The 14,539-nt window shown below is 50.3% G+C and carries 16 protein-coding genes, 1 tRNA gene and 1 pseudogene; 8 read left to right on the forward strand and 10 right to left on the reverse strand.

Translation table 11 applies throughout. The features are described from left to right. Positions 1–32: 32 nt before the first annotated feature. From NA986_RS11810 to folD, 5 genes are all read right to left on the reverse strand, one after another. Positions 33–857 carry a DUF2145 domain-containing protein gene (locus NA986_RS11810; protein ID WP_023203763.1) on the reverse strand — a complete coding sequence of 275 codons (825 nt, stop codon included), beginning with the start codon at positions 855–857 and terminating at the stop codon, positions 33–35. Then, positions 854–1,291 carry an STM0539 family protein gene (locus NA986_RS11815; protein ID WP_001038574.1) on the reverse strand — a complete coding sequence of 146 codons (438 nt, stop codon included), beginning with the start codon at positions 1,289–1,291 and terminating at the stop codon, positions 854–856. The genes NA986_RS11810 and NA986_RS11815 overlap by 4 nt, the downstream gene beginning before the upstream one ends. After that, positions 1,284–1,829, reverse strand: a complete 546-nt coding sequence (locus NA986_RS11820) for a metal-dependent hydrolase (protein WP_001143571.1) — start codon at positions 1,827–1,829, stop codon at positions 1,284–1,286. Before NA986_RS11820 ends, NA986_RS11815 begins: the two co-directional genes overlap by 8 nt. 127 nt (positions 1,830–1,956) lie before the next feature. Next, positions 1,957–2,169 (reverse strand): ribosome-associated protein YbcJ, encoded by a 213-nt coding sequence (ybcJ, locus tag NA986_RS11825; RefSeq protein WP_000190280.1) that lies wholly within the window; start codon positions 2,167–2,169, stop codon positions 1,957–1,959. A 1-nt stretch (position 2,170) separates the two neighbouring features. After that, positions 2,171–3,037: a bifunctional methylenetetrahydrofolate dehydrogenase/methenyltetrahydrofolate cyclohydrolase FolD gene (folD, locus tag NA986_RS11830; protein ID WP_000729165.1), complete on the reverse strand. Its 867-nt coding sequence runs from the start codon at positions 3,035–3,037 to the stop codon at positions 2,171–2,173. 546 nt (positions 3,038–3,583) lie between these two features. On the opposite strand from folD, the gene fimA reads away from it, so the two are divergent. From fimA to sfmF, 6 genes are all read left to right on the forward strand, one after another. Further along, positions 3,584–4,141, forward strand: coding sequence for a type 1 fimbrial protein subunit FimA (gene fimA, locus NA986_RS11835; protein WP_000681031.1), 558 nt, complete (start codon positions 3,584–3,586; stop codon positions 4,139–4,141). A gap of 74 nt (positions 4,142–4,215) precedes the next feature. Then, on the forward strand, positions 4,216–4,749 hold the full coding sequence (gene fimI, locus NA986_RS11840; protein ID WP_023216259.1) for a type 1 fimbrial protein subunit FimI: 534 nt from the start codon (positions 4,216–4,218) through the stop codon (positions 4,747–4,749). 43 nt (positions 4,750–4,792) lie between these two features. Further along, positions 4,793–5,485: a type 1 fimbria chaperone FimC gene (gene fimC / locus NA986_RS11845; RefSeq protein ID WP_001675699.1), complete on the forward strand. Its 693-nt coding sequence runs from the start codon at positions 4,793–4,795 to the stop codon at positions 5,483–5,485. Between the two features lie 30 nt (positions 5,486–5,515). After that, positions 5,516–8,128, forward strand: coding sequence for a fimbrial biogenesis usher protein (locus tag NA986_RS11850; protein ID WP_023216260.1), 2,613 nt, complete (start codon positions 5,516–5,518; stop codon positions 8,126–8,128). A gap of 14 nt (positions 8,129–8,142) precedes the next feature. After that, positions 8,143–9,150 carry a type 1 fimbria D-mannose specific adhesin FimH gene (fimH, locus tag NA986_RS11855; RefSeq protein WP_023216261.1) on the forward strand — a complete coding sequence of 336 codons (1,008 nt, stop codon included), beginning with the start codon at positions 8,143–8,145 and terminating at the stop codon, positions 9,148–9,150. Positions 9,151–9,159: 9 nt separating this feature from the next. Continuing rightward, the gene (gene sfmF, locus NA986_RS11860) at positions 9,160–9,678 is read left to right on the forward strand and encodes a fimbria assembly protein (protein WP_000577507.1); all 519 of its coding nucleotides are present in this window, start codon (positions 9,160–9,162) and stop codon (positions 9,676–9,678) included. A 45-nt stretch (positions 9,679–9,723) separates the two neighbouring features. Here sfmF and fimZ read toward each other — a convergent pair whose 3' ends face one another. The 4 genes from fimZ to fimW form a co-directional block, all read right to left on the reverse strand. After that, positions 9,724–10,356, reverse strand: coding sequence for a fimbria biosynthesis transcriptional regulator FimZ (gene fimZ / locus NA986_RS11865; RefSeq protein ID WP_000801273.1), 633 nt, complete (start codon positions 10,354–10,356; stop codon positions 9,724–9,726). A gap of 603 nt (positions 10,357–10,959) precedes the next feature. Next, the gene (gene fimY / locus NA986_RS11870; RefSeq protein WP_023216263.1) at positions 10,960–11,682 is read right to left on the reverse strand and encodes a fimbria biosynthesis regulator FimY; all 723 of its coding nucleotides are present in this window, start codon (positions 11,680–11,682) and stop codon (positions 10,960–10,962) included. Positions 11,683–11,700: 18 nt separating this feature from the next. Beyond that, positions 11,701–12,012, reverse strand: a complete 312-nt coding sequence (locus tag NA986_RS11875; protein WP_023216264.1) for a hypothetical protein — start codon at positions 12,010–12,012, stop codon at positions 11,701–11,703. Between the two features lie 161 nt (positions 12,013–12,173). Further along, complete coding sequence (gene fimW / locus NA986_RS11880) at positions 12,174–12,770, reverse strand: fimbria biosynthesis transcriptional regulator FimW (RefSeq protein WP_000948629.1); 597 nt, start codon at positions 12,768–12,770, stop codon at positions 12,174–12,176. Positions 12,771–13,024: 254 nt separating this feature from the next. On the opposite strand from fimW, the gene NA986_RS11885 reads away from it, so the two are divergent. Further along, positions 13,025–13,101: transfer RNA gene (locus tag NA986_RS11885), tRNA-Arg, on the forward strand. Between the two features lie 377 nt (positions 13,102–13,478). Continuing rightward, positions 13,479–13,565 (forward strand): annotated as a pseudogene (locus NA986_RS11890) (cation transporter); the annotation flags it as partial. A gap of 17 nt (positions 13,566–13,582) precedes the next feature. On the opposite strand, the gene rclR reads toward NA986_RS11890, so the two are convergent. Beyond that, the gene (rclR, locus tag NA986_RS11895; protein ID WP_023216267.1) at positions 13,583–14,437 is read right to left on the reverse strand and encodes a reactive chlorine-specific transcriptional regulator RclR; all 855 of its coding nucleotides are present in this window, start codon (positions 14,435–14,437) and stop codon (positions 13,583–13,585) included. Positions 14,438–14,539 lie beyond the last annotated feature (102 nt).

The following is a 14,539-nucleotide window of genomic DNA, read 5'->3' on the forward strand; positions in this document are numbered from 1 at the left end:
GGCCGCTCTATTTGCATAGAACGGCCTGTTTTTTATTTTTTCGCGCCGGGCGAAAGATAAACACACACCGACTCCCCCAGATTCTGATGTTCACACCCGGGTATTGCCCGGCTGTAACGGGCAATAAAGCGGATGACGCTGTCGCCGCTGTTTAGCCCCACATTTCCTTTTCGCAGCAATTCTGCTGGCTGATCGTCGGTGAAAACGTTGGGGGTGAACAGTTTTGCGCCTAATCGTTCAAAAGTGCCAGCACTAACTATAGAGGGTTGATAACCCTGAAGCTGCAACCAGCGGCGGGCATCATTACGTGACCAAACCTGCGCATCGTTTGCTCGCGCAAACACTTCGAGAAGCCAGCCATTCGAATTCTGATAAGGGCCGGAAAAAGGCCACGCAATCAGGTTATAGCGGGGACTGTGGAAGAGATTGAGTTTGATAGCGCTATGTAAGAGCGTTTGTAATGCCGTCGCGATATCTGAACGCGGGCGCAAAACGGCAATGCTCTGATTCACCAGGTCATCAGCCAGAAACTCATACAGACCTTGTATATAGAGCGCTGATTCAGCGGTTCCGCAAGTATTCAGATTATGGTAAACCCGCCAGTCTCCGTTTGGCTGGCGCATGGCATAGCCAGCATGTGACCAGGTTAAATGTCGGCTCGACATATCTTGCCCCTGGCGAACCAGAATGACGACCGGATCGGGTTGACTGTTAAGCTGCTGTTTGAGCTGTAGCGCCTGATCCATTGTCGCTGCGATGCTCTCCGGCGTGTTTGCTTTTTGGTGACAGTTAGCACTGTCTGCATAAGCGTTGAGCGAGATTGCGCTGAGCCACAGGGCAAACGCGAACCGCTTCATTTGGCCGGTACCGTCTGGTTGCTGGAAAGTCCTGCGTCGTCCTGATTTACCATATGGGCAAGGACTTTGCCCTCTTTTTTCAAATAAGCGCCGGTGCCTTCCTGCGTTTTTTCCAGAGTGACTTTATCACCTGCTTTGAGGTTGCCTTCTTTGACGACATTTAGCGGAACTTGCATTTTAATGTCTTTGTTATCGGGGGACTTAGTGGTTAACAGCGCGGTTTTTTGCTTTTTATTTTCGACAACAGATCCAATGCTCAGGTTGAGCGGCAGCAGTACGGGGGAGAGTATAATTCCGCTAACCAGTGCGGAACTGCCCACGCTGACAACCGCAGACGATGCCGCATACCAGCCAGTGGCAGACATTTCTTCGCTATAGCTGGCGTGGGAAAATGAGAAACAGATGACCGCGGCGGCGAATGTCATTTTATTCATATTGATTCCTTTTAATATGCGTTTTAAGTACCCATAGAAATAACACTAAAATACTTCCCGGCAACCACACCCACAGCAATTCTGAGAGAATGACCTGGTGTCCATACGGCGTGATGTAGCTTGAAAGCGCAAACGGCGCGACTTTAATCACCTGCCAGGGTGCAAAGAAACGTTCATCCGACCACGGCCACAGCCATCCGACGCCTTTCCCACCCGTGGTTATCGAATCCAGCAGGCTGTGCGACAACAATGAAACGGTTAAAAACAGCCAGCAGCGCACCTGCCCCGCTCGAAACCATCGTCGTCCCGCGAGTACGCACAACAGGGGGAGGACGAATGCGAAAAGTAAAGAGTGGGTAAATCCGCGATGGCCAAATACGTTGCCGTAGGCGACGCCAAATTTAAAGGCCAGCACGTCGGCATCGGGGAGCATCGCCAGCACAACACCGGCAAACAGCAGGCGAGGAGGGATAACTTTCAGGCCTAAGCCTGCGCCAAGACACAGAGGAACGGCGGCGTGGGTGATAACGGTAGGCATAGCGATGGTTCACAGGGAAATAGCCATGCTAGCAGTTGGAACGCAGAGGATTAAGTGGATGATTATCTGAAAAGACAGCGTAATCAGGCCGGATAAGACGCTTTGCGTCGCTATCCGGCACTCTGTATCAGGCCACGACGTTCACACTTTGGCCTTCAAAGCTAACGGTTTGCCCGGCGACAATTTTGCAGCGCTTACGCGTTTCAACCGTGCCATCAACCTTCACCAACCCGTCGGCAATGGCGATTTTCGCCTGCGCGCCGCTTTCGCTCCAGCCTTCCAGCTTGAGCAGATCGCACAGCTCGACGTGCGGGTGCTTGCCTAAAGAGAATGTCGCCATATTATTTTCCTTGTGGATCGTGATATTCAATGCACGCCTGCAGCGTGTTTTCGATAAGCGTGGCGACCGTCATCGGGCCGACGCCGCCCGGTACTGGCGTGATGTATGACGCGCGCGCCGCGGCTTCGTCAAACACGACGTCGCCAACGACCTTGCCATTTTCCAGACGGTTAATACCGACATCAATCACAATTGCGCCTTCTTTAATCCATTCGCCGGGAATAAAGCCCGGTTTACCTACGGCGACAATGAGCAAATCAGCATGCTCGACATGGTGACGCAGATCTTTGGTAAAGCGGTGCGTAACGGTAGTCGTACAGCCAGCCAGCAGCAGCTCCATGCTCATTGGGCGTCCAACGATATTGGACGCGCCAATGACCACCGCATTCAGGCCGTAGGTATCAATATTGTAACGCTCAAGCAGGGTCACAATACCGCGGGGCGTACAGGGACGCAGGCGCGGCGCACGCTGGCACAGACGACCGACATTATAAGGATGAAAACCGTCTACGTCTTTATCTGGCGCGATACGCTCCAGCACTTTAACGTTGTCGATGCCTGCCGGTAAAGGCAACTGCACCAGAATACCGTCAATCGTGTTATCTGCATTCAGAGTATCGATAAGCGCCAGCAGTTCGGCTTCGCTGGTGGTTTCTGGCAGGTCATAGGAGCGGGAGACGAACCCCACTTCGTCGCACGCTTTACGTTTGCTTGCGACATAAATCTGTGAGGCCGGATTGCTGCCGACCAACACCACAGCCAGGCCGGGAGCGCGAAGTCCTGCTGCGACGCGTGCCTGAACTTTTTGAGCAACCTCAGATCGCACCTGCTGCGCAATCGTTTTACCGTCAATAATCTTTGCTGCCATCAGAGAGAAGATTCCATCTGTTACTTCAAGTCAAAGGGGATAACGCTATTTTGTCAGAAGCGGGCCTCGCTGTCAGTTAACGTTTGTGTTTCCGATGCAAACGCGACGTCTCCCCCGTTCGTTGCCGATGCTGAGACGTGACCCGTAAGCGCGCCATGATTAACCAAAAAGAAACAATTCATCACCCTGGCTATGGTTACCGTAATCCCTCGTCGTTAATAGCATCGGGCGGCATAATGCGACATTTTATACAAAATAAGATTAGACCCTTCTTATATCCCAATAAGAATTAGCTTAGGTCATTAAAAGAGTTTGCGGCTATTTTTTATTTAGCGAAATGTTTAATTTATTACCGTGACGAAATGTCATATTCGCAAAGATTAATTACTGCGTCTGATACTCAGGGGAGAAACAGAAAACTAATTAATCTGCGATATCTATCTTTACAGGATGCAGAGATAACTTTTCTGACATGCTATGTCGATAATAATTCAAACGGAGCCGACAGGATGCCGAAACCGGGTGTGTGTAATTCAAGGGAAATCCATGAAACATAAATTAATGACCTCTACTATTGCGAGTCTGATGTTTGTCGCTGGCGCAGCGGTTGCGGCTGATCCTACTCCGGTGAGCGTGAGTGGCGGTACTATTCATTTCGAAGGTAAACTGGTTAATGCAGCCTGTGCCGTCAGCACTAAATCCGCCGATCAAACGGTGACGCTGGGTCAATACCGTACCGCCAGCTTTACGGCGATTGGTAATACGACTGCGCAGGTGCCTTTCTCCATCGTCCTGAATGACTGCGATCCGAAAGTGGCGGCCACCGCTGCCGTGGCTTTCTCTGGTCAGGCAGATAACACCAACCCTAATTTGCTGGCTGTCTCCTCTGCGGACAATAGCACTACCGCAACCGGCGTCGGGATTGAGATTCTTGATAACACCTCCTCACCGTTGAAGCCGGACGGCGCGACCTTCTCGGCGAAGCAGGCGCTGGTTGAAGGCACCAATACGCTGCGTTTTACCGCACGCTATAAGGCAACCGCCGCCGCCGCGACGCCAGGCCAGGCTAATGCCGACGCCACCTTTATCATGAAATACGAATAATCCCGTCAGGGAACGCCAGGGAAGGGAGGCGCCTCAACGGAAGAGGCTATCGGGGATAAAAGAGAACATAGCAGATGATAAGGAAAGGCGCGGCGCTAGTGGGGCTTGTTTTGATGTCGCCCGTTATTGCGCAGCCGGTAATGGTGGAGAGCGGGCGTGTTCACCTGCGCGGACAACTGGTCAATGGCGGCTGCGCTGTCGCCACTGAAAGCCAGGATTTGCGCGTACTGATGGGACAGTACCGCACGAATGCGTTTACCGGTCCTGGCAGCTTCGCTCCCGTCAGCGTTCCATTTTCGTTACGGTTAATCTCCTGTAGCGCGGAAGTCTGGCGTCATGTTGGCATTGCGTTTGCCGGCGTTACGCCTGCGGAAGATCCCCATGTTTTTCTGGCCAGCGGCGAGGGTATCGGTAATGCCGGAATCGGCCTGGCGTTATTTGATGACCAGCAGCGGCAAATCATACCCAACACATTACCGCTTCATTACGCGCCCATTTTAACGTCAGAAATGACTTTGCATTTTACCGCCCGCTATCGGGCAATTTCAGAAAATATGACGCCGGGACGAATGCATTCAGAAGTGTGGTTTACGCTGGTTTACCCATGAATTTTCTTGCCGACGTGACTCAATGCAAAAGGTATTTTTTACCATGCTGAATAGTATAAAAGTAGGCTTTATTGTTCTTCTCACGTTATTTACTTCGCTGAACGTACAGGCGGCGGGGGGGATTGCATTAGGCGCCACGCGCGTTATTTATCCCTCGGCGGCGAAGCAGACTTCTCTGGCAATCAGTAATAGCGATACTCAAGAACGTTACCTCGTCAATTCATGGATCGAAAATAGCGCCGGGCAGAAAGAAAAAACGTTTATTGTTACGCCGCCTTTATTCGTCAGCGAGCCCAAAAGTGAAAACACGCTGCGTATTATCTACGCCGGGCAACCGCTACCCGGGGATCGGGAGTCGTTATTCTGGATGAACGTGAAAGCCATCCCGTCGGTCGATAAAAGTCATATTGAAGGAAAAAACGTTCTGCAACTGGCGATTCTGTCGCGCATTAAACTGTTCGTGCGTCCGGCGAATTTGCCGCAGACGCCGGAAGACGCGCCGACCTTGCTGAAATTTTCCCGTGTCGGCAACCATCTCAAGATAACCAACCCATCTGCTTATTACCTCACGCTGGTCAATATCAGCGTGGGCGCGAAAAAGATTGATAACGTGATGATCGCGCCAAAAAGCGACATGCAAATTCCCTTACCGACTGGCGCGCAGGGCAGCGTGACATTTCAGACCGTCAATGATTACGGCGCATTGACGTCGGCGACAACGGCCAGTCTCGGTTAAGCAGAGAGCGTGAAGCCACACGAGAACACGATGAAGAAGACAACCTGGTTTGCAGGGCGATTTCCCGGCTATGTATCACCGTTAAACGGCGTGGCGCTGTCGGTGCTGGCGGCGCTGTGTCCGCTGACGAGCCGCGGCGAAAGTTATTTCAACCCTGCGTTTTTGTCGGCGGATACCGCGTCCGTGGCGGATTTATCTCGCTTTGAAAAAGGTAATCATCAGCCGCCCGGTATTTACCGGGTGGATATCTGGCGTAACGACGAATTCGTAGCGACGCAGGATATTCGTTTTGAGGCGGGCGCCGTGGGCGCCGGCGATAAATCCGGCGGCCTGATGCCTTGTTTTACACCGGAGTGGATTAAACGGCTGGGCGTGAATACCGCGGCGTTCCCTGTCTCAGATAAAGGCGTCGATACCACGTGTATTCACCTTCCTGAGAAAATCCCGGGCGCGGAGGTCGCGTTTGATTTCGCGTCGATGCGCTTAAACGTTAGCTTGCCGCAGGCGTCATTGCTCAACAGCGCGCGTGGCTATATCCCGCCGGAAGAGTGGGATGAAGGGATACCCGCCGCACTCATTAATTACAGTTTTACCGGTAGCCGCGGAACAGACAGCGATAGCTATTTTTTGAGTCTGCTGAGCGGGTTGAACTATGGCCCCTGGCGGCTGCGTAATAACGGAGCCTGGAATTATTCGAAAGGGGATGGCTATCATTCGCAACGCTGGAACAACATTGGCACCTGGGTACAGCGCGCCATCATTCCGCTAAAAAGCGAACTGGTCATGGGGGACAGCAATACCGGGAACGATGTTTTCGACAGCGTCGGCTTTCGCGGAGCGCGGCTGTACTCTTCTGACAATATGTATCCCGATAGCCTGCAGGGCTACGCCCCCACGGTTAGAGGAATCGCCCGGACGGCGGCAAAGCTGACGATACGACAGAACGGGTATGTTATCTACCAAAGCTATGTGTCGCCGGGTGCGTTTGCGATTACCGATCTTAATCCTACCTCTTCCAGCGGCGACCTTGAGGTGACGGTAGATGAAAAAGACGGTAGCCAACAACGTTACACGGTGCCTTACTCTACCGTTCCGCTATTGCAGCGTGAGGGCAGGGTGAAGTATGACCTGGTGGCCGGGGATTTTCGCAGCGGCAATAGTCAGCAGTCTTCGCCATTCTTTTTCCAGGGAACGGTGATTGCCGGCCTGCCTGCGGGGCTGACGGCTTACGGCGGTACGCAACTTGCCGATCGTTACCGTGCCGTGGTGGTCGGGGCGGGGCGAAATTTGGGCGACTGGGGTGCCGTGTCGGTCGATGTCACACATGCGCGTAGCCAACTGGCAGATGACAGCACCCATCAGGGGCAATCGTTGCGTTTTCTGTACGCCAAATCGCTGAATAATTACGGGACTAATTTTCAATTGCTGGGCTACCGCTATTCCACGCGCGGATTTTACACCCTGGATGATGTGGCATACCGCAGTATGGAAGGGTACGACTACGAATACGATAGCGACGGACGCCGCCATAAAGTGCCGGTGGCGCAGAGCTACCACAATCTCCGTTACAGCAAAAAAGGCCGCTTTCAGGTCAATATTTCGCAAAACCTGGGGGATTACGGGTCACTGTATCTTTCCGGCAGTCAACAAAATTACTGGAATACGGCGGATACCAATACCTGGTATCAACTGGGATACGCCAGTGGATGGCAAGGCATAAGTTATTCGCTGTCATGGTCGTGGAACGAGTCGGTGGGGATCTCAGGCGCCGATCGCATTCTGGCATTCAATATGTCCGTTCCGTTTAGCGTTCTGACCGGACGGCGCTATGCGCGCGACACTATTCTTGATCGTACTTATGCCACGTTTAACGCCAACCGCAACCGCGACGGCGACAATAGCTGGCAGACCGGCGTGGGCGGCACGCTTCTGGAAGGACGTAATCTGAGCTACAGCGTGACGCAAGGGCGTAGCAGTAGCAATGGTTATAGCGGCAGCGCCAGCGCTAGCTGGCAGGCGACGTATGGCACGCTGGGCGTGGGATATAACTACGATCGCGATCAGCATGACTATAACTGGCAACTTTCCGGCGGCGTGGTCGGTCATGCGGATGGTATTACGTTTAGCCAACCGTTGGGCGATACCAATGTCTTGATTAAAGCGCCGGGAGCGAAAGGCGTGCGCATCGAAAACCAGACCGGCGTGAAAACGGACTGGCGGGGTTATGCGGTAATGCCCTACGCCACGGTATATCGCTATAACCGCGTCGCGTTAGATACCAACACGATGGACAACCATACCGATGTCGAAAATAACGTCAGCAGCGTAGTGCCGACAGAGGGCGCGCTGGTGCGGGCTGCTTTTGATACGCGGATAGGCGTAAGGGCAATCATTACCGCGAGGCTTGGCGGACGTCCGTTACCGTTTGGCGCGATAGTACGAGAAACCGCCAGCGGCATTACCAGTATGGTCGGCGATGATGGGCAAATTTATCTGAGCGGCTTGCCGCTAAAAGGTGAACTGTTCATCCAGTGGGGAGAGGGGAAAAACGCGCGTTGTATCGCCCCTTACGCCCTGGCGGAGGATAGCCTGAAGCAGGCGATTACGATAGCCAGCGCAACCTGTATCCGTCCGGCGTCATAAAAGGGAAAATAGAGATGAAAATATACTCAGCGCTATTGCTGGCGGGGACCGTGCTCTTTTTCACCCATCCCGCGCTGGCGACGGTTTGCCGCAATTCAAACGGGACGGTGACCGATATCTTTTACGACCTGTCAGATGTTTTCACCAGCGGCAATAATCAGCCGGGACAGGTGGTTACGCTGCCGGAAAAATCTGGTTGGGTCGGCGTAAACGCGACGTGCCCGGCGGGGACAACGGTGAATTATACCTACCGAAGCTATGTATCAGAATTACCGGTACAAAGCACCGAAGGAAATTTTAAATACCTCAAGCTGAATGACTACCTTCTGGGCGCGATGAGCATCACCGATAGTGTCGCTGGCGTATTTTATCCGCCCCGTAACTATATTCTCATGGGCGTCGACTATAACGTGTCGCAGCAAAAGCCGTTTGGCGTGCAGGACTCAAAGCTGGTTTTTAAATTAAAAGTGATACGGCCTTTTATTAATATGGTGACGATCCCTCGCCAGACAATGTTTACCGTCTATGTGACGACCTCTACCGGCGACGCGTTGAGCACGCCGGTATATACCATTAGCTACAGCGGCAAAGTGGAAGTGCCGCAAAACTGTGAAGTGAATGCCGGACAGGTCGTGGAGTTTGATTTCGGCGATATCGGCGCGTCGTTATTTAGTCAGGCGGGGGCGGGTAATCGTCCACAAGGCGTCACGCCGCAAACGAAAACCATTGCTATCAAATGTACCAACGTCGCGGCGCAGGCCTATTTATCGATGCGGCTTGAAGCCGAAAAGGCCTCAGGGCAGGCGATGGTGTCCGATAATCCGGATTTAGGCTTTGTAGTTGCTAATAGCAACGGTACGCCGCTCACACCCAATAATTTGTCGAGTAAAATTCCGTTTCATCTTGATGATAACGCCGCCGCTCGCGTAGGTATTCGCGCCTGGCCGATCAGCGTGACGGGGATTAAACCGGCGGAAGGGCCGTTTACTGCGCGCGGCTATCTACGAGTCGATTATGATTAAGGAGGCATAATGATCTTTCGGCGCGTTTTCATCGCTATCGGTTGTGTTTTGTTCAGCCCGCTGAGTCAGGCCAACTCATCTCTGGGCGAAGTGAATATTGAACTGCGCGGTAACGTGGTGGATTTTACCTGCGCCGTGGTGGCGGGCGACAGTAACAAGTCGGTTAACCTCGGCACCTGGCCGACAAAACAGCTTCACGCCGCCGGTGACGCTACGCAACCGGTAGCCTTTAGCCTAAAACTTGAAGGCTGCCCGCCGGGTTCGGCGTCTATAACGTTTTCCGGGACGCCAGCGCCCGGCACGGCATTACTGGCGCTTGCTGATACGGCAATGGCGCAAAAACTGGCGATTGAAATTCGCGATGGCGATCAACGTCGATTGCCACTTGAACAGGCCAGCAAGGCCGTCGATATTGACAACAACGGCAATGCTACCCTGAAATTCTATGCGAACTATATCGCCTTAGCCGATGGCGTGCAGCCCGGACTTGCTAACGCGGATGCGACCTTCCTGATCAATTACAATTAGTGTCCGTTATTGTGGCTCCCGAACGATAATTCGCCGGGAGTACATTTACAATAATTCGTGTGATTTGGCGTAATCGATAAGCTCAACGATAGAGTGAAGGCCAAGTTTAGAAAATATATTGGCCTTATGCGCGCTGATAGTCTTGTTACTCAATAAAAGTTGCTCGGCAATTTCTTTGTTAGACATTCCATTGGCCAGATAGCGCAGCACGGTAACTTCGCGGTTAGAAAGTGGCATATCATGGTGCCCGCCTTTGGGGGTACGGGTATTACTGATAAAGTTAAGCGTCTCAGATGGAAAAAAAGAATAGCCGGATAAAATCATTTTTACCGCATTATAAATATCATTGAGGTCTTTGCGTTTACTTACAAATCCGTTTGCGCCCGCTCTTATTGCTCTTCCGGCATAAAAAGCCTCTGATTTCGACGATAAAAAAAGTATCCGGGTATGTTCCTGGATAGATTTGATTCGTTTAAGTAAGGTAAAGCCGTCGGTGCCCGGTAATTCAATATCCAGAATGACAAGGTCAACAGGATAAGTGCGCAGATACTCTATCGCTGTTCGGCTATCATCCGTTTTCAGGACAACCTGAATATTGCTATTTTTACCGAGTAAAACTTCGATCGACATTCTTACAATAGGGTGTTCGTCCATAATGATAACAGATGCAGGTTTCATTGTTGTATGCCTCAGACTGTTATGCGTCCTTCGTTTTAGAATAAGCGTCAGACACCTTAAAGATTGTGAAATAGCCAGATCTACACACCACACAGTGGAGCAATAATAAAGAATGAGACCTCCCTGTTGACTGGCTATTTTGCGTAAGAGTAATAAATATGTGGAATATCCATTTCGCACCAACAAAAAAGAAATTTCTGATTAAGTAAAAACAATATGGATTATACCTGGTCTGATTTCTCGGAAAAGTCTTGCGAAATGCGAATTATGGATAGCGGGTAGGATATTCTGTGACGTTATAGAAAATTTGTTCGTGGTGGAGCTATTTTCTTTAGAGTTGACATTGAGTAGTTTAAACTGTTGTTTTTAAGTATAAAAATAATATGAAAGACTAATTGTTTAGTATTTGTTATGTAATAACAGAAAGATGTTGACGCTGGAGACCTCGAAAAACGAGGAGGAACAGGGGACGATGTAAGAAAAAATTTTTTATCGCTTACCAGGACGAGTTGTAAATATTAATTTTATGTGAAATATTTACATTTAATGGAAGTGAAAATAAGTAATTTCTTAAAAAATCTTATTCACCAAAACGTTACTCCGTTAAAAAATATCGTGGAAAGTAACGTTTAGCTGCTGGAGCAGCCGAAGAAAGCTTTGCCTGTGGGGAAGGTTAAGGAGGGTGATAAGTTGTTTAAGCCGGTAAACTACACGATGATAAGGTACGCTTTGCTGACGTGCTATTTCTTTTAAAGAGGCGCCTTGCGCTAAAGTTTCAATCATCAACCAGTCAGTACGGCTAAAGCTTTCCGATAAGCGAGGTTTGGCGGCTGATAACAAGGCTTCGCGTACTGAGGCCAGATTTTGTCGTCGCGACAGGACAAAAAAACGCCCAGCCATACGGATAAACTGTGTTATAGCGGGGGTTTTATCTGATACCAGCAGGTAAATCTGGATATCGCTTTGTTGCCAACTGAGCGCGCGTAGCTGGTTAAGCGCCTCAATACAGGAGACAGGTAGCGTCTCCATATCTACAATCAGTTGTCTGAGCGACCCCTTTTCAATCCACAAAGAAATGTCATCTAATGAGCGGAATGCAGCGGTACGTTTTCCGGAAAATAAGTAGTGACTCAGCGAATAGCCGAGGTAGTTGTCAGTTGTAATTATTGCCTGAGAAATGATACCAACCGGCAAGGCATAATTGAGCTGTTGGTTCAGTAACTCAAGGCGATCAAATATCTGCGGCGTTGGAGAGTGATAACGGCAGGCGCAGTCTTTAGCATTTCTTAAACGGCGGTGTCTTTCCCTGCGTGGTACGCTGCGCATCCTGCTTTTTCCATTGCTCTAATATATATCTGGTAATATGGCTGGCCATAAATAACCTTGTTCCATCGTTGCACCAGCGTAAAAAGCAATGCTTCGTTGCTCTGATGTTTCAATGCCTTCCATCAGCATTAACTGCTGAAAAAAAACTTCGCTATCATGTTCTGACGGAAGTTGCGTCAGGACCTCATAGCCGATTAATTGCGCAGTTGAGAGATGAATGATTGGCTCAGATTTTAACAATTCGCTGTTGAGATATGAATGACGTGTGGGCGAAGACGCCAGGTGTGGGGGATTTATCCTTTCCTTTAATAAAGTACCCTGTGCCACCAAATACTCCTCCAGGCATTTATGATGCAGCCATATATTTTCGACCCCTGAATCTATCAGGATATTATGGGCATCATTGTGGCAGCGTTAAAAAAATGCCTGTAGGTATCGTTACTTAATTATTGGTGAGATATTTCGTAAGCCTTGTAAAAAGTTAAGTGAGTTTACTTACTGAGTAAGAAATGAAGGTTAACTCTAATATATTTTAAAAACTGCTGCTCCGTTTTAACATGTAATTTTCGCATAATGCTCCGGCGGAGTGACTTTGTCTGCTCTTCAGAAAGTGAAAGTAAAGCGGCCGTTTCGCTTAAATGATAACCGCTGGCGATCAGTTTTAACAGGTGACGTTCTGTTACTGAAAAATGACGAGTCGTGCAGTAGTGACAAATGCCAGAAGGGACGCTATGTCGAAGCGCTCGTTTATGTAAGATCAATATCATTTTCCGGGTAATTTCTTCAACATCATCTTCCCGATAAATATGCGGCAGCATATACAGACATGGTCTGAACATGAGCTTTTCTTTATCGCATTTATTACAAATAATCACCCGTAGCTGATGTTGGGTATGCATAGGTATCTGGTAACAGCCTGCGCTGAACCAATCATCATCCAGGGCCAGGAAAGCGATATCGGCATTATCTATCTCTTCTGGCGGCAGAAAGTCAATTTTCTGCTGCCATTGATTCGCCAGACGCGTCATGATGATTTTCAACCCATGCTCAAAGTGACTGTTTTGTTCCTTAATAGCGATACTCAGCATAAAAAATATCCTACACGGCAGGTGAATCATGGTGAAATATTAAAGAAACTGATTGATTATCTAAATACTGGCGGCCTTAATTCCCACTTTATGCGTGCTGAGATGTGTCCAGGCGATTTCCTGGAACCTGGCATTGCGCCAGAAAAGACGATATTCGTACACTTAGTCAGCAACCAGAACAAAAGCCATTGACTCAGGAGTGCCTGACCGTATAATTCTCGCGTTTCGTCTACACGAAGTCTTCACTTCACAAGGCGCCCTTAGCTCAGTTGGATAGAGCAACGGCCTTCTAAGCCGTGGGTCGCAGGTTCGAATCCTGCAGGGCGCGCCATTGATAAATCAAGCAGTTACATCAAAAAAACTATCATCTAAAATTATCCTGCAGTGTAAGTATCAGGGTAAGTTTTAAATCATCCCTGTATTTGCGCATTATCTCGCAACAGGTGTCGTTACGGGTGCTGTTTAATTTCCCTCAAATAAAACTCTTAAATCCAGCGCTGAAATGTTTGTAATCAAATAAAAATTTATGCTTCTCTAAAAAGGAGTCGGGTCATTTTGATTCCGTCTTGCTGCTTAGTCTGTCAACCGCTGTATTTTTCGGGATTATCGCCTACGTAGAGCGTCTATTAGCGTTGAAACTGCCACGGGGCAGGTTGCAGAGTCGACGTAAGGGAAGCGTTATTGAACATTACCAGCGTTCCCTTTGCGATGATTGGCGGCATGATTACCGCGCCGTTGCTGTCGCTGTTCATCATTCCGGCAGCCTACAAGCTGATGTGGCTGCGCAGGCATCGTCGCCTTGCGGCACACGTTTATCGTCCGAGCGCGCTGACCCGTTTGCGGTACTCGCCTGGTGTACAACCGAATTCACGGACAAAAGCTTTGTGAAAAGAAGATTCGCTCGCATAACCTACCGACTCGGCAATCACCATCACCGGCAGCGCTTCACGCGACAGGGTCTGGGCGGCGATTTGCAGGCGCAGCGTTGTTAACACGGCTAAGGGCGTTGTAGCGGACACGTCGCGAAATAGCTGGGCGAAGCTCGCCCGCGACATGTGTACCCGTTGCGCCAGCGTTTCGACCGTCCAGGGATGCGCCGGTGTTTCCAGCATGTGAAGGATCACGCGGCCCAGCCGGGGATGCAGTAATAAATTGAGCACGCTTTTCGCCGTGCCAGCCTGCGATAGCCAGTCGCGAACGGCGAGGGTAAACAGCGTGGCGCACTGCTGACTGTATAAGGCATCAGCGCCAGGTAAATGGCGTTCTGACTCCTGCTGTAACAGCAAAATGGCGGCGTTAATCCAGATACTGGCGGGGCTATGCGGCGGCGGGGCAAGACATAACACTTCCGGCAACGCGGTAAGGAAATAACGTGACGTCGTGTGCAGACGTAGACTACCGCACACGATATGTGTCGGTGCTTCGCCAGACTGGCGCAAACGGTGGGCGGAGTTTTGCGGCAGAATCACCACCTTTCCCGGCGTAAGCGTCATGGCGTCGCCGGTAGGCATTTCCAGTTGCGCTTCGCCCTGCGTAACGGTATGCCAGCGAATCACCGATAGTTCGCCAGCGGCGTGCGGCAACTGCCAGTCGCCGCCTAACGGGCAATTCTTGTCGATTGAGCCCTGAGGGGCGTTAAGCGTCAATAGCCGACTAAGCGCATCCATATAGACTCCAGAACAGATTCTTTTTCAAAAATAGGGATAACCATTTCTGTCTATTGTCACTATATTTCGGACTCAATGTCATTTCTACTCTTGTTTTTGCTA

It is taken from the genome of Salmonella sp. NW177 (genome assembly GCF_051811585.1).
Lineage (GTDB): Bacteria > Pseudomonadota > Gammaproteobacteria > Enterobacterales > Enterobacteriaceae > Salmonella > Salmonella enterica.

Excerpts from the sequence above, each read along its gene's own strand:
- sfmF (WP_000577507.1), top strand. The coding sequence starts at position 9,160 with ATGATCTTTCGGCGCGTTTTCATCGCTATCGGTTGTGTTTTGTTCAGC.
- fimI (WP_023216259.1), top strand. The coding sequence starts at position 4,216 with ATGATAAGGAAAGGCGCGGCGCTAGTGGGGCTTGTTTTGATGTCGCCC.
- folD (WP_000729165.1), bottom strand. The coding sequence starts at position 3,037 with ATGGCAGCAAAGATTATTGACGGTAAAACGATTGCGCAGCAGGTGCGA.
- NA986_RS11815 (WP_001038574.1), bottom strand. The coding sequence starts at position 1,291 with ATGAATAAAATGACATTCGCCGCCGCGGTCATCTGTTTCTCATTTTCC.
- fimZ (WP_000801273.1), bottom strand. The coding sequence starts at position 10,356 with ATGAAACCTGCATCTGTTATCATTATGGACGAACACCCTATTGTAAGA.
- fimC (WP_001675699.1), top strand. The coding sequence starts at position 4,793 with ATGCTGAATAGTATAAAAGTAGGCTTTATTGTTCTTCTCACGTTATTT.
- ybcJ (WP_000190280.1), bottom strand. The coding sequence starts at position 2,169 with ATGGCGACATTCTCTTTAGGCAAGCACCCGCACGTCGAGCTGTGCGAT.
- fimH (WP_023216261.1), top strand. The coding sequence starts at position 8,143 with ATGAAAATATACTCAGCGCTATTGCTGGCGGGGACCGTGCTCTTTTTC.
- NA986_RS11810 (WP_023203763.1), bottom strand. The coding sequence starts at position 857 with ATGAAGCGGTTCGCGTTTGCCCTGTGGCTCAGCGCAATCTCGCTCAAC.
- rclR (WP_023216267.1), bottom strand. The coding sequence starts at position 14,437 with ATGGATGCGCTTAGTCGGCTATTGACGCTTAACGCCCCTCAGGGCTCA.
- fimA (WP_000681031.1), top strand. The coding sequence starts at position 3,584 with ATGAAACATAAATTAATGACCTCTACTATTGCGAGTCTGATGTTTGTC.
- NA986_RS11850 (WP_023216260.1), top strand. The coding sequence starts at position 5,516 with ATGAAGAAGACAACCTGGTTTGCAGGGCGATTTCCCGGCTATGTATCA.
- fimY (WP_023216263.1), bottom strand. The coding sequence starts at position 11,682 with ATGCGCAGCGTACCACGCAGGGAAAGACACCGCCGTTTAAGAAATGCT.
- NA986_RS11820 (WP_001143571.1), bottom strand. The coding sequence starts at position 1,829 with ATGCCTACCGTTATCACCCACGCCGCCGTTCCTCTGTGTCTTGGCGCA.
- fimW (WP_000948629.1), bottom strand. The coding sequence starts at position 12,770 with ATGCTGAGTATCGCTATTAAGGAACAAAACAGTCACTTTGAGCATGGG.